Source organism: Microbacterium testaceum, assembly GCF_001476285.1.
Taxonomy (GTDB): Bacteria; Actinomycetota; Actinomycetes; order Actinomycetales; family Microbacteriaceae; genus Microbacterium; species Microbacterium testaceum_B.
Genome location: NZ_LDRU01000082.1, coordinates 73,272 through 93,741 on the forward strand (window position 1 = coordinate 73,272; position 20,470 = coordinate 93,741).

Annotated in this window: 20 protein-coding genes and 1 pseudogene; 14 read left to right on the forward strand and 7 right to left on the reverse strand. The window is 69.7% G+C overall.

What is annotated here, in order from left to right:
- Nucleotides 1–12 precede the first annotated feature (12 nt).
- A complete protein-coding gene (locus tag NS283_RS13775; protein ID WP_058597426.1) occupies nucleotides 13–810 on the reverse strand; it encodes a class I SAM-dependent methyltransferase in 798 nt (265 codons plus the stop codon).
- A gap of 66 nt (nucleotides 811–876) precedes the next feature.
- Between NS283_RS13775 and NS283_RS13780 the strand changes: the two genes are divergently transcribed.
- Nucleotides 877–1,623 carry a phosphoglyceromutase gene (locus tag NS283_RS13780; protein ID WP_058597427.1) on the forward strand — a complete coding sequence of 249 codons (747 nt, stop codon included), beginning with the start codon at nucleotides 877–879 and terminating at the stop codon, nucleotides 1,621–1,623.
- A 60-nt stretch (nucleotides 1,624–1,683) separates the two neighbouring features.
- Here NS283_RS13780 and phoU read toward each other — a convergent pair whose 3' ends face one another.
- Complete coding sequence (phoU, locus tag NS283_RS13785) at nucleotides 1,684–2,367, reverse strand: phosphate signaling complex protein PhoU (protein WP_058597428.1); 684 nt, start codon at nucleotides 2,365–2,367, stop codon at nucleotides 1,684–1,686.
- Nucleotides 2,368–2,536: 169 nt separating this feature from the next.
- Here phoU and NS283_RS13790 point away from each other — a divergent pair, with 169 nt between their 5' ends.
- Nucleotides 2,537–3,751 (forward strand): sensor histidine kinase, encoded by a 1,215-nt coding sequence (locus NS283_RS13790; RefSeq protein WP_058597429.1) that lies wholly within the window; start codon nucleotides 2,537–2,539, stop codon nucleotides 3,749–3,751.
- Nucleotides 3,748–4,431, forward strand: a complete 684-nt coding sequence (locus tag NS283_RS13795) for a response regulator transcription factor (RefSeq protein WP_058597430.1) — start codon at nucleotides 3,748–3,750, stop codon at nucleotides 4,429–4,431. Before NS283_RS13790 ends, NS283_RS13795 begins: the two co-directional genes overlap by 4 nt.
- Before the next feature lie 53 nt (nucleotides 4,432–4,484).
- On the opposite strand, the gene NS283_RS13800 is transcribed toward NS283_RS13795, so the two are convergent.
- The gene (locus NS283_RS13800) at nucleotides 4,485–5,039 is read right to left on the reverse strand and encodes a hypothetical protein (protein WP_058597451.1); all 555 of its coding nucleotides are present in this window, start codon (nucleotides 5,037–5,039) and stop codon (nucleotides 4,485–4,487) included.
- A 203-nt stretch (nucleotides 5,040–5,242) separates the two neighbouring features.
- Between NS283_RS13800 and NS283_RS13805 the strand changes: the two genes are divergently transcribed.
- Together NS283_RS13805 and ispD are read left to right on the forward strand one after the other, a co-directional pair.
- Entirely contained in the window at nucleotides 5,243–5,725 is a 483-nt protein-coding gene (locus NS283_RS13805) for a CarD family transcriptional regulator (protein ID WP_013585821.1), read from the forward strand.
- A gap of 61 nt (nucleotides 5,726–5,786) precedes the next feature.
- Complete coding sequence (gene ispD, locus NS283_RS13810; protein ID WP_058597431.1) at nucleotides 5,787–6,977, forward strand: 2-C-methyl-D-erythritol 4-phosphate cytidylyltransferase; 1,191 nt, start codon at nucleotides 5,787–5,789, stop codon at nucleotides 6,975–6,977.
- Here the strand turns inward: ispD and NS283_RS13815 are convergent.
- Nucleotides 6,974–7,435 (reverse strand): GNAT family N-acetyltransferase, encoded by a 462-nt coding sequence (locus NS283_RS13815; protein WP_058597432.1) that lies wholly within the window; start codon nucleotides 7,433–7,435, stop codon nucleotides 6,974–6,976. The genes ispD and NS283_RS13815 overlap by 4 nt on opposite strands.
- A 9-nt stretch (nucleotides 7,436–7,444) precedes the next feature.
- Nucleotides 7,445–8,266, reverse strand: a complete 822-nt coding sequence (locus NS283_RS13820; RefSeq protein ID WP_058597433.1) for an IclR family transcriptional regulator — start codon at nucleotides 8,264–8,266, stop codon at nucleotides 7,445–7,447.
- 86 nt (nucleotides 8,267–8,352) lie between these two features.
- Here NS283_RS13820 and mhpA point away from each other — a divergent pair, with 86 nt between their 5' ends.
- The 8 genes from mhpA to NS283_RS13860 all read left to right on the forward strand — a co-directional run bounded on the left by mhpA (nucleotide 8,353) and on the right by NS283_RS13860 (nucleotide 17,412).
- On the forward strand, nucleotides 8,353–9,906 hold the full coding sequence (gene mhpA / locus NS283_RS13825; RefSeq protein WP_058597434.1) for a bifunctional 3-(3-hydroxy-phenyl)propionate/3-hydroxycinnamic acid hydroxylase MhpA: 1,554 nt from the start codon (nucleotides 8,353–8,355) through the stop codon (nucleotides 9,904–9,906).
- The gene (locus tag NS283_RS13830) at nucleotides 9,903–10,898 is read left to right on the forward strand and encodes an amidohydrolase family protein (protein ID WP_058597435.1); all 996 of its coding nucleotides are present in this window, start codon (nucleotides 9,903–9,905) and stop codon (nucleotides 10,896–10,898) included. The genes mhpA and NS283_RS13830 overlap by 4 nt, the downstream gene beginning before the upstream one ends.
- 7 nt (nucleotides 10,899–10,905) lie before the next feature.
- The gene (locus tag NS283_RS13835) at nucleotides 10,906–11,979 is read left to right on the forward strand and encodes a maleylacetate reductase (protein ID WP_058597436.1); all 1,074 of its coding nucleotides are present in this window, start codon (nucleotides 10,906–10,908) and stop codon (nucleotides 11,977–11,979) included.
- Nucleotides 11,976–12,887, forward strand: coding sequence for a dioxygenase family protein (locus NS283_RS13840; protein WP_058597437.1), 912 nt, complete (start codon nucleotides 11,976–11,978; stop codon nucleotides 12,885–12,887). Before NS283_RS13835 ends, NS283_RS13840 begins: the two co-directional genes overlap by 4 nt.
- A 58-nt stretch (nucleotides 12,888–12,945) precedes the next feature.
- Entirely contained in the window at nucleotides 12,946–14,250 is a 1,305-nt protein-coding gene (locus tag NS283_RS13845; RefSeq protein ID WP_058597438.1) for an MFS transporter, read from the forward strand.
- A gap of 106 nt (nucleotides 14,251–14,356) precedes the next feature.
- Nucleotides 14,357–15,757 carry a cysteine--tRNA ligase gene (gene cysS / locus NS283_RS13850; protein WP_058597439.1) on the forward strand — a complete coding sequence of 467 codons (1,401 nt, stop codon included), beginning with the start codon at nucleotides 14,357–14,359 and terminating at the stop codon, nucleotides 15,755–15,757.
- A complete protein-coding gene (gene rlmB, locus NS283_RS13855; protein WP_058597440.1) occupies nucleotides 15,750–16,748 on the forward strand; it encodes a 23S rRNA (guanosine(2251)-2'-O)-methyltransferase RlmB in 999 nt (332 codons plus the stop codon). Before cysS ends, rlmB begins: the two co-directional genes overlap by 8 nt.
- A gap of 22 nt (nucleotides 16,749–16,770) precedes the next feature.
- Nucleotides 16,771–17,412, forward strand: coding sequence for an NAD(P)-dependent oxidoreductase (locus NS283_RS13860; RefSeq protein WP_058597441.1), 642 nt, complete (start codon nucleotides 16,771–16,773; stop codon nucleotides 17,410–17,412).
- A gap of 81 nt (nucleotides 17,413–17,493) precedes the next feature.
- Here NS283_RS13860 and NS283_RS13865 read toward each other — a convergent pair whose 3' ends face one another.
- Together NS283_RS13865 and NS283_RS13870 are read right to left on the reverse strand one after the other, a co-directional pair.
- Nucleotides 17,494–18,816 (reverse strand): DUF4032 domain-containing protein, encoded by a 1,323-nt coding sequence (locus NS283_RS13865; RefSeq protein WP_058597442.1) that lies wholly within the window; start codon nucleotides 18,814–18,816, stop codon nucleotides 17,494–17,496.
- A gap of 34 nt (nucleotides 18,817–18,850) precedes the next feature.
- On the reverse strand, nucleotides 18,851–19,954 hold the full coding sequence (locus NS283_RS13870) for an ABC transporter ATP-binding protein (protein WP_058597443.1): 1,104 nt from the start codon (nucleotides 19,952–19,954) through the stop codon (nucleotides 18,851–18,853).
- A gap of 211 nt (nucleotides 19,955–20,165) precedes the next feature.
- On the opposite strand from NS283_RS13870, the pseudogene NS283_RS13875 reads away from it, so the two are divergent.
- Nucleotides 20,166–20,470: pseudogene (locus NS283_RS13875) on the forward strand (protein-disulfide isomerase); the annotation flags it as partial.

Genomic DNA, 20,470 nt, shown 5'->3' on the forward strand with positions numbered 1-20,470 from the left:
TCGCGGCGCGCGTCAGCGCGGAGCCACCGCGTCCCAGGCCACACCGACTTCGCCGAGCCGCCAGCGCTCGCGGCGCACGAGCGGCCATCCGGCGTCGGCGAGGGCGTGCATCGCCGTCCGCCACCGATGCACCGGCCCGAAGGGCGCGACCGCGGCCGCCCGCGTCCACTCCCGATCGACGGATGCCACGAACTCGTGCACGCGCTCCCCGAGGACGTTGCGGTGGATCAGAGCCTTGGGTAGACGCTCGGCGGCGATCGAGGGCACGTCCAGCCCGGCGAGGCGGAGCGAGATCGTGAGGCTCCGGGGCTCGGCATCCGCCCCGACCTCGATCCACGTCGCGACGCGACCGATCTCGTCGCACGTGCCCTCGACGAGGATGCCGTCGGGCTGGAGTCGCGCGCACATGAGGGCCCACGCATCGGCGACGTCGCCCTCGTCGTACTGCCGCAGCACGTTCATCGCGCGGACGACGGCGGGACGCTCGCCGCGGGGCAGGGGGATCTCGAAGCCGCCGCGCGCGAAGCGCAGGCCGTCGATGCCCCGCGCCTCGGCACGGGCGCGTTCCACGCGCTCCGGGTCGATCTCGAGACCGACGACGCGCGCGTCCGGGCGCTCGCGCCGGAGACGCGACAGCATCTCGACGGGCGTGACCGAACTCGCGCCGAACCCCAGATCGACCACGAGCGGATCCTCGGTGCGACGGAGCACGGGATGCCGAGCGATCCACCGATCGATCCGGCGGAGGCGGTTGGTCCCGGTCGTGCCGCGGGTCGGGCGGCCGACGGGGGAGGAAGTCACTCCCGACATGATGCCAGGCTCGGCTCGGGAGCAGGCTCCGCTCGGGAGCAGCCCGCGCGTCGATAGCATGGAGTCATGCCTCACACGCTGATCCTCCTCCGCCACGGGCAGAGCGAGTGGAACAAGACCAACCAGTTCACCGGCTGGGTCGACGTGCGACTCACCGACCAGGGCAAGGCCGAGGCGAAGCGCGGCGGCGAGCTGCTCGCCGAGTCCGGCACCCTGCCCGACGTGCTGCACACCTCGGTGCTCAGCCGCGCGATCCAGACGGCGAACATCGCCCTCGACGCGGCCGATCGCCTGTGGATCCCCGTGAAGCGCTCCTGGCGCCTCAACGAGCGTCACTACGGCGCGCTGCAGGGCAAGGACAAGGCGCAGACCCTGGAGGAGTTCGGCAACGAGCAGTTCATGCTCTGGCGTCGCTCGTTCGACGTTCCGCCGCCGCCCCTGCCCGCCGACGACCAGTACAGCCAGGTCGGCGACCCGCGCTACGCGGGCATCGACGGCGAGGTGCCCGACACCGAGTCGCTGAAGATCGTGATCGACCGCATGCTGCCGTACTGGCACAGCGACATCGTCCCCGACCTGCAGGCAGGCAAGACGGTCCTCGTCACCGCGCACGGCAACTCGCTGCGCGGTCTCGTCAAGCACCTCGAGGGCATCAGCGACGCCGACATCGCCGAGCTCAACATCCCCACCGGCATCCCGCTCGTCTACCAGCTCGACGACGACATGAAGCCGCTCGGCCCGGGCCAGTACCTCGACCCCGAGGCGGCGGCCGCGGGCGCCGCGGCCGTGGCTGCGCAGGGCAACAAGCACTGACACCGCGACGAAGAAGGGGGTGGATGCCGATCGGCATCCACCCCCTTCTCGTTTTGCCGCTCAGATCACGGGGTGAGGCTCGTGCTCGATCTCGTCGTCGGCGCCGGCCCAGTCGCCGGTCGCGAGGTAGACCACCTTCTTGGCGACCGACACCGCGTGGTCGGCGAAGCGCTCGTGGTAACGGCTCGCGAGGGTGGCGTCGACCGTCGCGGTGGCCTCGCCCTTCCACGAGTCGCCCAGGACCTTCTCGAAGACGCTGACGTGCAGCTCGTCGATGTCGTCGTCGGCGTCGCGGATCGCCTCGGCGATGCGCAGGTCCTGAGTACGCAGCAGCTCGGCGAGCTTGCGCGCGACCTCGACGTCGAGTTCACCCATGCGGGTGAACGTCGTCTTGAGGCCCTTCGGGATCGCGCGCTCGGGGAAGCGCGATCGCGCCAGCTGAGCGATGTGCTCGGCCATGTCGCCCATGCGCTCGAGCGAGGCGCTCACCCGGAGCGCCGTGACGACGATCCGCAGGTCGCGCGCGACGGGCTGTTGACGCGCGAGGATCTCGATCGCGAGCTCATCGAGCTCGACGGCCTTCTCGTCGATGATCGCGTCGGCCTCGATGACCTCTTCGGCGAGCGAGACGTCGCTGGTGCCGAACGCGCGTGTGGCGCGGTCGATCGCGACCGTCACCAGGTCGGCGATCTCGACCAGGCGGGCCTGAACGTCCTCGAGGGACTGGTGGAATACTTCGCGCATCGCGGTACCTTCCGTCGGCGGCACGGCACATGTGCGTTCCGCTACCTCCGGGGATTGTTTCCAGCGAAGATGAACGAATGGTGCCGTGACAGTGAATAGTAACGTTCGGCTTCGGCATCCCGTGCCTGAACGGCCGGTGACGCCGTGACCACGCCTTTACGCTGGGGGCATGGAACCACCGCAGCTCTCGCTGCTCGCGCTCCTCGTGGGACTCCTGCTCGGGGGCGGCATCGTCGGCCTCGTGGTCGGAGCCCTGCGAGCACGCGATCGTTCGTTGGCGCAGACCGCCGTCGATCTGCCCGAGGGCGTCGAGGCGATGCTCGGGGCGATGGATGACCCCGCCTTCGTCTGCGACATGTCGTCGACGGTTCTCGCGCTCTCATCGACCGCGGGCGTCTTCGGTCTGGTCGCCGGAGAGGTGATCGCCAGCGACGAACTGCGTCGCGTCGCGCGGGCGGCGCGTGACACGGGAGCGTCGGTCAGCGAGAACCTGCGGTTGCGCCGTGGTGCCGCGCCGGCAGAACCGCGCCTGGTCGCGGTGCGCGCGACTCCCATCTCGCCGCGACTGGTCCTCCTGGTGCTGCGTGACATCACCGAACGCGAGCGCGTCGAAGAGATGCGTCGCGACTTCGTGGCGAACACCAGCCACGAGCTCAAGACTCCCGTGGGGGCGGTGAGCCTGCTGGCCGAGGCGATCGAATCCGCGGCCGAGGATCCGGAACAGGTGCGGTACTTCTCATCGCGGCTGCAGGCGGAGGTGACGCGGTTGGCCGGCCTGGTGAACCGCATCCTGAGCCTGTCTCGTCTGCAGGCATCCGACGAACTGCGCGACGTGCGGGACGTCTCGATCGACGAGGTCGTCACCTCGGCGGTCGAGGCCTACGCGATCGCCGCGGACTCGGCCCAGGTGACGGTCGTGCGCGGAGGGACCAAAGGGCTGTGGGTGCGCGGCGAGCCGCAGATCCTCACCGAGGCGCTGGGCAACCTCGTCGCGAACGCGATCGCGTATTCGCCCGGCGGCTCCAAGGTGGGCGTCGGGGTGAAGCTCGACGGCACGGTCGTCGAGATCGCCGTCACCGACCGCGGGATCGGCATCCCCGAAGCCGATCAGCACCGCGTATTCGAGCGCTTCTACCGGGCCGACCAGGCGCGATCCCGCCGCACAGGTGGAACCGGGCTCGGTCTGTCGATCGTCAAGCACGCCGTCCAGCGCCACGGAGGCGAGGTGCGACTGTGGTCGCGCCCCGACCGCGGCTCGACGTTCACCATCCGACTGCCGATGTCCGAGGCGCCCGACCTCGAGCAACCCCGCCCCAAGTCGGGACGCAAGGGCCGCAAGGCCGCTGCTGCACGTCCCGCCCCCATGAACGGAGACACCGTATGACCCGCGTTCTGATCGTCGAGGACGAGCCGGACCTCGCCGACCCGCTGGCCTATCTGCTGCGGCGGGAGGGGTACGAGGTCGAGATCGCCGAGGACGGCGCTCTCGCCCTGACGGCGTTCCACGACCGCGGTGCTGACATCGTGCTGCTCGACCTGATGCTGCCCGGCATGCCGGGCACCGAGGTCTGCCGACAGATCCGGCTGTCGTCGCACGTGCCGATCATCATGCTGACGGCCAAGGACTCCGAGGTCGATATCGTCGTGGGGCTCGAGCTCGGTGCCGACGACTACGTGACGAAGCCCTACTCGACGCGGGAGCTGCTGGCCCGCATGCGCGCCGTCCTGCGACGTCGGACCCCGGATGACGCCGACCTCGACGACCGGATCCTCAGCGGAGGACGCGTCACCCTGGACATCGATCGACACACCGTGGCGGTGGATGGAGCGGAGATCAACATGCCCCTGAAGGAGTTCGAGCTGCTCGAGGTCCTCATGCGCAACGCCGGCCGCGTGCTGACTCGCGGTCAGCTCATCGACCGGGTCTGGGGCACCGACTACTTCGGCGACACCAAGACGCTCGACGTTCACATCAAGCGCATCCGCTCGCGCATCGAGCAGAGCCCGAGCGAGCCGACGATGCTCGTCACCGTCCGAGGGCTCGGCTACCGATTCGAGGCCTGAGGCGGGAATGACGAAGGCGCCGACGGGAATCCGTCGGCGCCTTCATCATTCCGTCAGGAGGACGGCGTGGGGCTCGGTGTCGCGCTGGGCGTCGGCGTCGGGGTGTTCCAGACGGTGGCCTGCGGGGTGGGCGCGAGAGTCTTCAGGTACTGCAGCGCGCCGTCGAGGACGGGGACCTGCATGAGCGCCCCTTCGCCGTCGCCGGACTGGAAGTAGACCGGGACGGTCGATCCGGGGACGGCCTCGATACCGTCGAGACGGAGCGGCTCCACACCATTCGTGAGGTCGCCCAGGCTGAGGGTGCTGCTGGCGGGGACCTTGACCGAGGCGCGAACGGCCGAGGAGCCCTCGCCGACCTCGAGGCGCAGCGTCTGCGGCTCGGTCGTGGAGTTGACGACGGCGGCGACGAAGTTGCCGACCTCGCCGCTCTCGTCGGCGACGATCAGAGCGTTGCGGACGTCGAGGGGGCCCGAAGCGGCGGGGACGTTGACTCCGTCAGAGGCGGAGTAGTCGATCGTCGTCGCCTGGGGCGCAAGGATGTTGCAACCCGTCGTGCCCAGCACGACGGCGGCACCTACGGCGATGGACGCGATCAGGCGCGATTTCACGGATCCTCCCAGGACGACAGACGGCACACCTTCATCCTACGGGGTCGGCGCACCGCGGTCGGTTCGGGTGCGAACGCGGTACCCCTTCGCGCGTCGCGTCGCACGCGCGAGGGCGCGCGCGGAGCGGAAGCGGGTCAGGAGGGCGGAACCTTAGCGTATGAGTGCCTGTGGTATCCTGGATGTTGCCGAAAGGACATAACTCCATGCTTTTTGAGGTTGGCGAGACCGTCGTTTACCCGCACCATGGCGCGGCCACGATCATCGAGGTCAAAGAACGCGTCATCAAGGGCGAGACGAAGAAGTATCTGAAGCTGAACGTCACGCAAGGCGACCTCGTGATCGAGGTCCCGGCTGACAACGTCGACCTGGTCGGCGTTCGCGACGTCATCGGTAAAGAGGGTCTCGATCGCGTCTTCGACGTGCTGCGCGCACCGTTCACCGAAGAGCCCACCAACTGGTCTCGCCGCTACAAGGCGAACCTCGAGAAGTTGGCCTCGGGCGACGTCATCAAGGTGAGCGAGGTCGTCCGCGACCTGTGGCGCCGCGACCAGGACCGCGGGCTCTCCGCGGGCGAGAAGCGCATGCTGGCGAAGGCTCGCCAGATCCTCGTGTCCGAGCTGGCTCTGGCCGAGAAGACCGACGAAGACCGCGCGAGCGTCGTGCTCGACGAGGTCCTCGCGTCCTGAGACGTTCCATCGCCCGTCGTTCCTTCCGAGCGGCGGGCGATGCCCGCGCTAGCGTAGGGGAGTGATCCCCTCGCCTTCCCCTCGTCTCGCGGTCATCGTCGTCGCCGCCGGCTCCGGCACCCGTCTCCAGGGGGGAGCGCCGAAGGCCTTCGTGCCTCTCGATCGCGACTCGATCCTGCGTCACTCCCTCCGGGGGGTTCTGGCGGCACCGCGCGCCCAGGTCGTGGTCGTCGTGCCCGACGGGTTTCAGGATGCCGCCCGCGCCGACGTTCAGGCCGTGTCCGGCGATCCTGGAGACGGTGATGGCGGAGACGCCGTCCGCGTCGTCGTGGGCGGTCGCACCCGACAGGAATCCGTGGCCGCGGGCCTCTCGGCGCTCGATGCGGACGTGGACCTCGTGCTCGTGCACGACGCCGCGCGCGCGCTGACCCCGGTCTCGGTGTTCGAACGCGTGATCGACGCGCTCGAGGGTGGCGCACCGGCCGTCATCCCGGCCGTCCCCGTCGTCGACACGATCAAGCGCGTCGATGAGAACGGGGTCATTCTCGCCGCGGTGGATCGTTCCGAGCTCGCCGCCGCCCAGACGCCCCAGGGCTTCCGACGCGACGTGCTCGAGGCAGCGGTCGCGTCAGCCGACGCTGACCACACCGACGACGCCGCCCTCGTCGCGGCTGCCGGCCATGACGTCGTGACGGTCGCGGGCCACGCGGACTCCTTCAAGATCACCACCGCCCCCGATCTCGACCGCGCGCGAGCTCTCGTCGCGTCGCGACGCCCGGCCGCGCCGCGCATCGGTATCGGGACCGACGTCCACGGCTTCGGCGGCGAGGGAACGCTCTGGCTTGCTGGTCTCGAGTGGCCCGGCGAGCAGGGGCTGTCCGGGCACTCCGACGGTGACGCCGTCGCTCACGCGATCGTCGACGCTCTGCTTTCGGCCGCGGGCCTCGGCGATATCGGCACCCACTTCGGCACCGATCGGCCCGAGTTCTCGGGTGCGCACGCCGAGGCCTTCCTCTCGCACACGGTGCGGCTGATCGAAGACGCCGGCTGGCGCGTCGGGAATGTCTCCGTCCAGGTGCAGGCCAACCGCCCGCGTTTCGCCGCGCGCCGGGTCGAGGCGGAGGATGTGCTCTCACGCGCTCTCGGCGGGGCGCCGGTCTCGGTCAGCGCCACCACGACCGACAGGCTCGGCTTCACCGGACGCACCGAGGGAGTCGCCGCCTTCGCGACCGCGCTGGTGCTTCCGCTCTAGACCTCGCGCGTCATGAAGGTCGACAGCGGGTCGGGTCGGTAGTCGCCGAAGGGCGGGCACTCGACGAAGCCCTCGCTCGCGTAGAGGCCGCGCGCGGCCGCGAAGTCGTCGCCGCTGCCGGTCTCGAGCCACAGGCTCCGGATGCCACGCGCCCGCGCCTCAGCCACGATGTGGCGCAGGATCGCGCGGCCGATGCCCTTCCCGAGGAACGCGTCGGTCACGCGCATGGACTTCAGTTCTCCCTCCTCGGCGCCGAACGGCGACAGGGCGCCGATGCCGGCGAGTTCTCCGTCGACCCATGCTGACCACAGCAGTGCTTCCTTGCCCATGAGCGCGTCAGCATCCAGGGCGTGGCAGCTCTCAGGCGGAGTGTTCGCGAGCATCCCGGCGACATGTGCCGTCACCAGCTCTCGCGTCGGTGTGCCGGAGAGGTCGTCGAGGCGGATGTCGAGGTCCATGCTGCGAGGTTAGCCGCGGCGTGTGACGGGAATGTGTCCGTCGGTGGTGGCGCCCAGCGCCGCGGTGATCTCCGCCGTGGTGACGTGCAGTTCGCGTTCGATGGCGGCCACCGTTTCGTCGTCGGCCAGGCGCGCCGGCAGAGCGACGGAGACGGCGAGGGGCAGCGACCCTTCGGCGAAGACCGGGGCCGCCACGGCGGCGAGTCCCGCCATGACGCTGCCCGAGGTCACGGACGCGCGTCGCTCGCGGACGGCCGCGCGAATGCGCTCGGCGTGTGTCATGGCCGCGACAGCGCTCTCGCCGGCGGAGGCCGCGTCGACGATCGCCGAGCGCGTCATGGCCTCGGGGAGGTAGGCGAGGAACACCTGGCCCACCGAGGAGTCCAGGAGCGGCAGCGTCGAGCCGATGCGGATGTTCATGGGCAGCGCGTGTTCGCCGTACTCCCAGTGCACGAGCACCGGCCCGTTGTCTCCCCAGACGGCGAGGTTGACCGAGTGCGTGGTGCGGTCGCGGAGGGAGGGGAGGTACTCGGTTGCCAGGGCGACCTCGTCGACGCGGCGCAGGGCTTCGATGCCGACGCGTCGCGCGGCCGGGCCGAAGTCGTACAGGCCGGTGCGTTGGGACTGCGACACGAGCCCCGAGCGGATGAGGCTCACCAGGTACCGGTGCACCTTGCTCGTGCTCATCCCGCATGCCTGCGCCAGTTGCGAGAGAGTGCGGGGGCCGCGACCTTCTTCCAGCGCTCGCACCACCTGCATCGCGAGCTCGACGGACTGGATCCCCTGACGCTGCGGGGCTGCGTCGTCGTCGGCGTCGATCGGGTCGGACATCTTCCGATCGTAGCGGGGGACGTGGTACCGTCAGCTTCACTATGGTGAACGCGTTCACGATAGTGAAACGGTTCGAAGGAGATCCGATGACGATGAACGATGTGGTGATCGTGGGGTGCGGTCCGACGGGCATGACGCTGGCGGCGCTGCTCGGACAGCAGGGCCGGACGGTCACTGTGCTGGAGCGGTACGAGAGCCTCTACAACCTTCCGCGTGCCGCAGCGTTCGACGACGAGACGATGCGGACGTTCCAGAAGCTGGGCGTCGCCGAGAAGATGCTGCCCGGGACGAACGTGCAGTCGGGCTACGTCTGGACCAACGCCGCAGGCGAGGTCCTGCTCGACATCGAGTACGACAACCCGGGTCGCAGCGGCTGGCCTGCGCAATACATGATGTACCAGCCCCACGTGGAGAAGACCCTCGTCGAACTCCTCGCGTCGATGCCGAACGTCGAGATCGTGCGCGGTGCGACCGTCACCGCGATCCGCGACGCCGACGACCACGTCGAGGTCGCGGCGGTCCGCGGCGACGGATCGTCGCTTCAGGTCGCGGGGCGGTTCGTCGTCGGCGCCGACGGCGGCAACGGCTTCGTCCGATCGCACATCGGATCGACCTGGGACGACTACGGGTTCTTCGAGAACTGGCTCGTGTGCGACTTCGCCCTGCACGGGGAGGTGGAGACGCTGCCGACCTTCCGGCAGGTGTGCGACCCCGACGGGCCGATCGCCATCGTCAACATCGGTCCCGGGCACCATCGCTTCTCGTTCCGCCTTGAGCCCGGTCAGACTCGCGAGGAGGTCACCGAACCCGGCTTCGTGTGGGCAAAGGTCGCGGCCTACCTCCAGCCGCACCACGCCGAGCTCATCCGGACCGCGAACTACACGTTCATGTCGCTCATCGCGCACAGCTGGCGCGCGGGCCGCGTGTTCCTGGCCGGCGATGCCGCGCACCAGATGCCCCCGTTCCTCGCGCAGGGCATGGTCTCCGGCATCCGGGACGCTCGAAACCTCGCGTTCAAGCTCGGGATGGTCATCGACGGAGCGCCCGACGAGCTGCTCGACACCTATCAGGCCGAGCGTGAGCCGCACGTGCGTTTCATCACCGAGCGCGCCGTGGAACTCGGACGCGTGCAGACCGAACGTGACCCTCTCCGAGCGGCCGAGCGTGATCGACGGATGCTCGCGGCCCGGCAGGCCAACCAGAAGCCGGACAAGCTGATCTACCCCGCGCTGCGCGGCGGGCTCATCGCGAGCGATGGAAGCCTGTTCCCGCAGGGACTGGTGTCGACGCCGGAGGGGACCGGGCTGTTCGACGACCTCGCCCCCGCCGACTGGCTCATCGTGGTGTCGGAGCCCGCGGCGTTGTCGGCGCTGGACGACGAGGTGCGCGCCGCTTTCGCGGCCGTCGGCGGCGAGGTCGCCGATTTCGCGATCACGTCCATGTTCCAACGTGCGCGGTTCTCCGACACGGGCGGCGTCTACACCCGCTACTTCCGAAGCAGCGGCCTGGTCGCCGCCGTCGTGCGACCCGATCGCTACACCTACGGTGTGGCATCCACCCCTGAGGAACTGCGCTCGCTGCTCGCCACTCTGCTCAGCGCCGTCACCACCACCGAGAAGGAAGCAGTGCTCGCCCGATGAACGGAAAGATCGCTCTCGAGGAGCATTTCGCCATTCCCCAGACCCTGCAGGACTCGGCGGGCTTCGTGCCCGGCGACTACTGGAGGATCCTTCAGGACCGTCTGCTCGACATCCACGGGCAGCGTCTCGACCAAATGGACGCGCACGGCATCGAGACATGCGTGCTCTCCCTCAACGCTCCCGCGATCCAGGCGATCCCGCAGCGCGACCGCGCGGTGGAGTACGCGCGGATCGCCAACGACGTGCTCGCCGAAGAGGTCGCCAAGAGGCCCGATCGTTTCCGCGCGTTCGCGGCACTTCCTCTTCAGGATCCGGATGCCGCGACCGCGGAGCTACGTCGGTGCGTGGAAGAGCTCGGATTCGTCGGAGCCCTCGTGAACGGGTTCTCGCAGGACGAGCAGCACGGAGACGGACACGACCCGCTCTACTACGACCTTCCTCAGTACCGCGCGTTCTGGGCCGAGGTCGAGCGGCTCGACGTGCCGTTCTACCTCCACCCCCGCAATCCGCTCCCTCAGGACGCCCGGATCTACGACGGTCACCCGTGGCTGCTCGGGCCGACGTGGGGCTTCGCGCAGGAGACGGCCGTGCACGCACTCCGCCTCATGGCGAGTGGGCTCTTCGACGAGCACCCCGGCCTGAAGATCGTGATCGGGCACATGGGGGAGGGGATCCCCGCGATGCTCTACCGCATCGACCACCGCAACAAGTGGGTCGAGGCGCCGCACACCTATCCCGCGCAGCGGAAGTTCGTCGACTACTTCTCCGAGAACTTCTGGATCACCACGTCGGGCAACTTCCGCACGCAGAGCCTCATCGATGCCGTCCTGGAGATCGGTGCCGACCGCATCCTGTTCGCCACGGACTGGCCGTTCGAGAACATCGATCATGCCGCGGAGTGGTTCGACACGGCATCCATCTCCGACGCCGACCGCCGCAAGATCGGCCGCACGAACGCGCTGAGCCTGTTCCGGCTCGGGGCGGGGGAGTGATCTCGAGATGGCGTTGAGTTTCGACCACCGCACTCTCGGGCAGAGGGTGCTGTTCGGCACGGATGCCGCCGCCGACAACGTCGCGACGGCGGTCGGGGATCTCGGTGGGCAGCGTGTGCTGCTGGTCGCCGACGCTGCCGCTCCGGAGGTCGTCGCCCGGATCCTCGAGCGCGTGCCCGTCGCCGCCCGGATCGACGAGGTCGTGCAGCACGTCCCGGTCGAGAACGCCGAGGCCGCCGTCCGGCTCGCGCGCGAGGTCGACGCCGACCTCGTCCTCACCGTCGGCGGCGGGTCGGCGACGGGCCTGGGGAAGGTCGTCGCCCGCGACACCGCGCTGCCGCTGGTGGCCGTCCCGACGACCTTCGCCGGCTCGGAGGCCACTGATGTGTGGGGTCAGACGGAGGACGGCCGCAAGGTCACCGGATCCGACCCTCGCGTGCTCCCGCGCGCGATCATCTACGACGCGGCGCTGTCGCGTTCATTGCCGGCGGGCCTCGCCACCGCCAGCGGCATGAACGCTCTCGCGCACGCGGTCGACGGTTTCTGGGCTCCCCGGGCCGACCCGATCAACCGCGCGCTCGGCACCGAGGGAATCCGTGCGCTCGTCCCCGGACTGCGTCGACTGTCCGCCGATCCCGATGATCTCGGGGCGCGCGAGCAGACTCTCTACGGTGCGTACCTCGCCGCCGTCGCGTTCGCTTCGGCCGGCAGCGGCATCCATCACAAGATCTGCCACACGCTCGGTGGCGCCTACAACCTCTCGCACGCCGAGATGCACGCGATCGTCCTGCCGTACGTCACGGCTTTCGTCGCCCCCGCGGCTCCCGATGCCGCCGGTCGTGTGTCGCGGGCGCTCGGCGGTGTGCCCGCGGGACCGGGGCTCCTGGCACTGCGCGCCGAGCTCGGCATCCCGGCCGGACTGCGTGACCTGGGCATGCGCGAGGGCGACATCGCCGAAGCCGCGGAACTCGCGCTGCCGTCGATCCCGCCGAGCACCCCTCGCCCGGTGGGCCTGAATGACCTGACGACCCTCCTGCGCGCGGCGTGGGCGGGCGCACCCCTCGAGGAGGTGACGGCATGACCGTCGAGAGCGATGAGCAGACCGCCCGCGAAGACGCGCTGGTCGAGCGGGTTCGGGCCTCGTTCGCGGGCACCTCCGACGCGCGGCTGAAACTCCTCATGGAAGAGCTGGTCGACACCCTGCACGACTACGTGCGCCGGGTGCGACTCACGGAGCAGGAATGGAACGTCGCGATCGACTTCCTCACGCGTGTCGGCCGCATCACGAGTCCGACGCGACAGGAGTTCGTCCTCCTCTCCGACGTGCTGGGCGTGTCGATGCAGACCGTCACCGTCAACAACGAGGCGGTGGGGGATGCCACCGAAGCGACGGTCTTCGGACCGTTCTTCCTCAACGACTCGCCGCAGATCCCGCTCGGGGGCGACCTCTCCGGGGGTGCGCCGGGCGAGCCGGCGTGGGTGCAGGGATCCGTGCGCGACGTCGAGGGAACGCCGATCCCCGGGGCTCGCATCGAGGTATGGGAAGCGGACGAGGACGGACTCTACGACGTCCAGCACGACGACTTCGAGGTGTACGGGCGTGCGCACCTCTTCAGCGACTCCGAGGGCGACTACCGCTTCTGGGGCCTGTTCCCCACGCCCTACCCCATCCCCGACGACGGCCCCGTGGGGGAGCTGCTGCGAGCGACCGGCCGCAGCCCCTACCGTGCAGCGCACCTGCACTTCCTGGTGACGGCGCCGGGGTATCGCACCCTGGTCACCCATATCTTCGTTCGTGGGGACGAGTTGCTCGACGCGGACTCCGTGTTCGGCGTCCGCGACAGTCTGATCTACGACTGGTCGCACCACGCCGCCGACGAACCGACCCCCGACGGTCGTGACGTGGGCGGTCGGAAGTGGGCCCGCACCCGCTTCGACATCGTGCTCGCCCCCGGTGAGGGGGTCGATCACACCACCCTCATGCGCTGACGACCTTCGCCCGCGCCTTCCGCAGTACCCGATGTTCTCTCAACGACGAGGAGCCACCATGACCACATCCACCGCCCGCGCGGCCGCGACACGAGCGTCGCGGCCGCTCCTCAGCAGCGGTCGCGCCCTCGCGATCGCGACGCTCATCTGCACCCTCGAGGGTTTCGACCTCGCTGTCTGGGGTGCCTCCGTCCCCCTGATCATGAAGGACCCGGGCTTCGGGCTCACCCTCCCCGCAGCCGGGCTGATCGGCGCGATCATCAGCGTCGGCATGCTCGTCGGAGCCGCCGTAGCGGGGGCCATCGTGCAACGTGTCGGACAGGTCCGCCTCATCGGTGTGGCCGTGGTCCTGTTCACCGTCGGCATGCTCATCTGCGCCGTCGCGGGCGAGCCCGTGCTCTTCGGCGTCGGACGCCTGGTCGTCGGGCTCGGCCTGGGTGTCGTCCTGCCGACGGTGAACGCGTACACCGCGGACATCAGCAAGCCGGGGCGCATCGGCCGCAACATCGGTCTCACGATGGCCGGCTACGGTCTCGGAGCACTGTGCGCACCCCTCCTGGCCGCGCTCCTGCAGCAGCAGAGCTACCGCTGGCTTTACGTCATCGGCGTCGTCCCGGCGCTCATCCTCCTGCCACTCCTGCGGCGGCTCCCCGAGAGCCCCGCGTTCCTCTGGCGCACCGGGCGCCGCGACGAGGCGCGGGAGCTGGCGACGGCCTTCGGCCTGCCCGACCCGAGCGCCCAGGTCGAAAGCCACCCGGGACGCTGGCTGGGTCTCGGTGCGCTCTTCGCCCGGGGCGTGGCGCCCGCCACCGTGCTGTTCTGGATCGTGTCGTTCTGCGGTCTTCTGCTGGTGTTCGGCATCAGCGCGTGGCTGCCGACCATCCTCCAGGCCGCTGACTACGCCATCGGCAATGCGCTCTATCTCACGGCGGCGATGTGGCTCGGCGTGATCGTCGGTGTGATCGTGGGCGGACGGATCGCCGACATCATCGGGGCCAAGGCGATGGTCGTCATCGCGTTCCTCACCGGCACCCTCGGCCTCGTCCTGATGGCCTTCGCCCCGCCGCTCTGGCTGATGTACGTGCTCATGTTCATCAGCGGGTTCGGTTTCATCGGCTCGCAGATCATGAGCAACGCCCTCATGGTCACCCGCTATCCGACGGAGCTGCGCGCCAACGGGATCGCCTGGGCCCTGTCGATCGGGCGCATTGGCGCGATCGTCGGTCCGCCGCTCGGCGCCGCGGTGCTGGCCGCGCAGGTCCCGGTGGAGTGGAACTTCTACGCCTTCGCGATCCCCGCCCTGGTCGGTGCCGTCGCCGCCCTCCTCGTGCCGCGGATCACGGCGAGCCGATTGAGCCGCTGATCGCCCTGGCCGACGCGTGCCGCGGGTGCCCTCCGGGGGCGCCCGCGGCACGCGTCGCGCGTCGGAGACTCGGGTCGCGGAGACAGGCGGCCGGTAGGCTGGGGCGGTGACTGTTCGGCTCTACGACACGAAGGCTCAGGCCCTGCGTGACTTCACGCCTCTCGACCCGTCGAACGTCACCCTCTACGTCTGCGGACCGACCGTTCAATCCGGTCCGCACATCGGGCACGTGCGCGCCGCTCTCGCCTTCGACCTCCTCCGCCGCTGGCTCGCTCACCGCTTCGGCCGGGTGACCTTCGTCCGCAACGTCACCGACATCGACGACAAGGTGCTCGCGAACGCCACCGACACCGAGCCGTGGTGGGCGCTCGCGTACCGGATGGAACTCGAGTTCTCCCGCGCGTACGCCGCCATCGGCATCCTCCCGCCGACCTACGAGCCGCGCGCGACGGCGTCGGTCACGCAGATGCAGGAACTGATCGCCGAGCTCATCGAGCGCGGTCACGCCTACGCCGCCGAGGGGGATGTCTACTTCGACGTGCGCTCCTGGCCGACCTACGGCGAGCTCACGCGTCAGAGCCTGGATGCCATGGAGCCCGCGTCCGACGCCGACCCCCGGGGAAAGCGCGACCCGCACGACTTCGCCCTGTGGAAGGGCGCGAAGCCGGGTGAGCCCGCGTCGGCGACGTGGGCATCGCCGTGGGGTGCGGGCCGGCCGGGCTGGCACATCGAGTGCTCCGCGATGTCGCGCCGGTACCTCGGCCCCGAGTTCGACATCCACGGCGGCGGACTCGATCTGCGTTTCCCCCATCACGAGAACGAGATCGCCCAGTCGACGGCGGCGGGCGACGCGTTCGCGCGCTACTGGGTGCACAACGGTCTCGTGACCGTCGACGGGCAGAAGATGTCGAAGTCGCTCGGCAACTTCACCCTCGCGTCCGACGTGCTCGACGCGCACGACCCGCTGGTGGTGCGATACGCGCTCGCCGCGGCGCACTACCGCTCCAACCTCGATCTGAGCGACACATCGTGGGCTGAGGCCGAGGCTGCCCTCGGCCGGATCCGGACGTTCCTCGACCGGGCCCGACGAGTCGTTGAGCCCGGGTGGCCCGAGGGGAAGGAGGGGCTGCCCACCGAGTTCTCCGACGCCATGGACGACGACCTCTCGGTGCCCCGGGCCCTGGCGGCCATCCACTCGAGCATCCGGTCCGGAAATGCGCTGCTCGACGCCGGCAAGTACGATGAGGCGAAGCAGGATGTCATGGACGTCATGCAGATGACGCTCGTCCTGGGGATCAACCCTCACTCTTCTCAGTGGGGTGGCACCGGCGGGGGAGCGGAGACCGCCGCTCTGGACACCCTCGTCCAGACGATGATCACGCAGCGCGCGCAAGCGCGCGCGGACAAGGATTGGGCGGCCGCGGATCGCATCCGTGACGCGATCGCCGCCGCAGGAATCACGCTGGAGGACACTCCAGCCGGAACCCACTGGAGTATCGATGGCTAAGCCAGGACGCCCGGGCGCACGCAACCCCGGCAAGAAGAAGGGCCCTCTGAAGGGCACCGGCGGGCACTCCCGCAAGGCGCTCGAGGGTCGGGGTCCCACCCCCAAGGCCGAAGACCGCGCGTGGCACCCCGCCGGCAAGCGCAAGGCCGCCCAGGAGCGTTACGCCGCCGCCGGCGGCAAGGCCAAGCCCGCCGTCCGCGGCGTCGGCGGTAACGCGAACCGGAAGAGCCCGAAGGCGTCCGACGACACCGAGACCGTCACCGGCCGCAACTCGGTGCTCGAGGCGCTGCGCGCCAGGATCCCCGCGACGGCGTTCTACATCGCACAGCGGGTCGAGATGGACGACCGCGTCAAAGAGATGCTCTCGATCGCGACGAACCGCGGTATCCCGGTCCTCGAGGTCACCCGCCCCGAGCTCGACCGGATGGCCGGTTTCGACGGCGTCCACCAGGGTGTCGCCCTGAAGGTGCCGCCCTACACGTACGCGCACCCGCAAGACCTGCTCGAAGAGATCATCGATCGCGGCGAGGTCCCGCTGCTCGTCGCCCTCGACGGCGTCACCGACCCGCGCAACCTCGGGGCGATCATCCGCTCGACCGGCGCGTTCGGCGGCCAGGGGCTGATCCTTCCGCAGCGCCGTTCGGCGAGCGTCAACTCCGCGGCGTGGAAAACCAGTGCCGGAGCCGCGGCGCGCATCCCGGTGGCGCTCGCGGCCAACCTCACCGCGACGCTGAAAGAGTTCAAGAAGCAGGGCGTGTTCGTGCTCGGTCTCGCCGGCGACGGCGAGGTCTCGCTGCCCGCGCTCGAGCTCGCGGATCGTCCCGTGGTCATCGTCGTGGGCTCCGAGGGCAAGGGCCTCTCGCGCCTGGTGACCGAGACCTGCGACCAGGTCGTGTCGATCCCGATCTCCGCCGCAACCGAGTCGCTGAACGCCGGTATCGCGGCATCCGTGGCTCTGTACCAGGTGTCGACGCTTCGCGCCGCGCACTGATCCCGTCGAGGAAGGAACGCTCATGACCCGTATCGCCGTCATCGGAGGAACCGGCTACGCCGGTAGCCACATCGTCGCCGAGGCCGCCCGCCGCGGACACACCGCCGTCTCGATCGCCCGGTCGGTCCCGACCGATCGCGTGGAGGGCGTGACCTACCTCGAAGGCACGGTCCTCGACGTTCCCGGCCTGGTCGCCCAGCTCGAGGGCGTCGACGTGGTCGTGTCCGCCGTGGCTCCGCGCGGCGACATGGAGGGCAAGCTCCGCCCGGCCATCGCCCAGCTCGTCGCGGCTCTTCCCGACAATGTCCGGGTGGGTGTCGTCGGCGGCGCCGGTGGCTCGCTCGTTGCCGAGGGCGGCCCGCGCCTGATCGACACCGACGGCTTCGCCGAGGAGTACAAGCCCGAGGCCCGCGAGGCCATCGGCATCCTCGAAGACCTGCAGGCCGACGACACGGGTCGCGACTGGTTCTACATCCACCCCGCGGGCGGCTTCGGCTCGTGGGCTCCGGGCGAGCGGACGGGCGCGTACCGCGACGGCGGCGACGTCCTCGTCGTCGACGGCGACGGCAACTCCTTCATCGGCGGCGCCGACTTCGCGGTCGCGGTCCTCGACGAGATCGAGAACCCGAAGCACACGCGCGAGCGTTTCACCGTCGGTTACTGAAACCCGGCTCTTACGCGGAAGGCCGTGGCATCCCGGATCGTCTCCGGATGCCACGGCCTTCCGCGTCGAGGAGCGGCGGCGTCAGACCAGGTCGCGCCAGTCCACGACGTCGGTGTCGGTCGTCGGCACCTCGCCCGTCGCGGGAGCGTCGGCGTCGGACACCGTGGGCAGTGACATCGTGTCGGTCGGCGGGCCCATGACGGTGGCCTCGTCGCGGCGGTGGCGCAGGACGTCGTCGATGTACGACGACACGACCTCGGCGAGCGGCACGGACCGGCCGCGCGCCTGCGACATGTACCAGCGGTGCTCGAGAACCTGGTGGAAGACCTCGGCGGGCTCGAGCTTGGCGCGCAGATCGAAGGGGATCGCCATGACGATCGGCTCGAAGACACGCGTGAGCCACTCGTGGGCGACCATCTCTTCGTCCGACCCCAGTCGTGACACGCGGGCGCGGAACTCGTCGAGGTCGTTGAGCAGGCGCCGGGCCTGGTTCTCTTCGACGTCGAGTCCGGTCAGGCGGAGCAGTCGTCGCTGGTGATGACCGGCGTCGACGACCTTCGGCTGGATGGACACGCGGGTGCCGTCGGGCGTCGTGCTCATCGACATCTCGCCGATGTCGAAGCCGAGGGCGTTCAGACGGTGCACGCGCTCGGTGATGCGCCACGACTCGTCGACGGCGAACGACTCCTTGTCGGTCAGGGCGCCCCACAGCGAGTGGTACGACGAGACGAGACCGTCGGCGATGGCGACGGCATCCAGTCCGCCCTCCAGACGACCGCCCGCTTCGAGATCCATGATCTCGCCGGCGATGTTCGTTCGCGCGATGTCGAGGTCGTGCGCGCGCTGTCCCGGGCTCAAGCGGTTGCCGTGGAGCTCGCCGGTCTCGGCGTCGACGAGGTAGGCGGCGAACTCGCCGGCGTCGCGGCGGAAGAGGGTGTTCGACAGCGACACGTCACCCCAGTAGAACCCGACGTTGTGCAGACGCACCAGGAGGACGGCCAGGGCGTCGACGAGGCGCGTCGCCGTGTGGGGGCGCAGCACCTGCGTGAACAGGGCGCGGTAGGGGAGCGAGAAGCGCAGGTGCGCGGTGACGAGCGCCGCGGGAAGAGGACGACCCGAGGCGTCGGTGCGTCCCGCGATGACCGCGATCCGATCGACGCACGGGGCGTCGAGGCGGTCGAGGTTGCCGAGCATGTCGTACTCGCGGCGCGCCATCTCTTCGGTGGTCTCTTTGATCGCGACCACGCGTCCGGACAGGTTCGCGAAACGCACGAGGTGGCGGGAGATGCCCTTGGGGAGCGCGACGATGTGGTTGCTCGGCCAGTCGGCGAGACCAGTCGACCAGGGGAGCTGCAGGAGTCCCGGGTCGACGGCGCTGGCGGTGATGCGGAGGGATTCGGACACGGTGTCTCCGGGGAAAACAGGTGCGGCGCGTCGATCAGGCCGAGGCGATGGCCTTGTCGGTCAGGCGGTCGCCCGAGGTGGCGTCGAACACGTGCACGTGTCCGGGGACCGGAGCCAGGACGACGGTCTCGCCGGCGTTCGGGTGACGGCGGCCGTCGACACGGGCGACCAGGTCGGTGCGCTTGCCGTTGATGTCGGTGTGGCCGTAGAGGTAGCCGTCCGCGCCGAGCTCCTCGACGAGGTCGACGACGACCGACAGGCCGCGGCCGTCGGCCGGAGCGACCTGGATGTCTTCGGGGCGGACACCGATGGTGACCTCCGAGCCGTGCGCCTTGCCGATGACGTCGGCCTCGACGGGGACGACCAGGTCACCGAAGCGGACGCCGCCTTCGGCGAGGTCGACCGAGAACAGGTTCATCGCGGGCGAGCCGATGAAGCCGGCGACGAAGACGTTCTTCGGCTTCTCGTACAGGTCGCGCGGGGTGCCGACCTGCTGGAGCAGGCCGTCCTTGAGCACGGCGATGCGGTCGCCCATGGTGAGCGCCTCGGTCTGGTCGTGCGTGACGTAGACCGTGGTGACGCCGAGGCGGCGCTGCAGCGACGCGATCTGCGTACGCGTCTGGACACGGAGCTTGGCGTCGAGGTTCGACAGCGGCTCGTCCATGAGGAACACCTGGGGCTGACGGACGATCGCGCGGCCCATGGCGACACGCTGACGCTGACCACCCGAGAGGGCCTTCGGCTTGCGGGTCAGGTACTGCTCGAGGTCGAGGAGCTTGGCGGCCTCGAGGACGCGCGCGGCGCGCTCTTCCTTGCCGACGCCTGCGATCTTGAGCGCGAAGCCCATGTTCTCGGCGACCGTCATGTGGGGGTACAGCGCGTAGTTCTGGAAGACCATGGCGATGTCACGGTCCTTCGGGGGGACGTCGGTGACGTCGCGGTCGCCGATGAGGATGCGGCCCGAGTTGACCTCTTCGAGGCCGGCCAGCATGCGGAGCGACGTGGACTTACCGCAACCGGAGGGGCCGACAAGGACGAGGAACTCGCCGTCTCCCACCTCGAGGTTGAGCTTGTCGACGGCGGCACGGGTGCCACCGGGGTACAGACGGGTTGCGTTGTCAAATGTGACGGACGCCATGTTCTCTTCTCCTTCACCGGCAGGTACGTGCCGGACGATCCGTAGTGAATGGAATGAGCGGGGGCGACCCCGCGCGCTCGACGTTGGGCGCAGGGTCAGTATGCCATGCGTCTGGGCTTTTCTCAGCCAGCCTGGCTAGCATCGATGCTCGTTCGCCCCAACCCGAGCGATCCCCAGATTTGTTGCGGCACCGCCGTGCCCGAGAGGTTCCATGTCCAACGACCAGTCGCCGAATGTGCCCGCCGAACGCGATCGCCGTGAGGCGGTGCGTGAGAAGGCGCAGCAGGTCAAGGCGCGCCAGGCTCGCCTGCGCGTCCTTCGCCGCTCGCTGATCGGCGCGGGCGCTGCGGCCGTGGTCGCGGTGGGTGCGGTCGCGGTGACGTACGCGGTGTCGTCCAACGGCTCGCGTCCGCAGGCTCTTCCTGCCGCGGCCACGGACGACGGTTTCCTGGTCTCGAGCGCGACCGCCTGGGGCCCGACCCGCTCGCGCCCCAGGCGGTCGCGCTCGAGACCAGG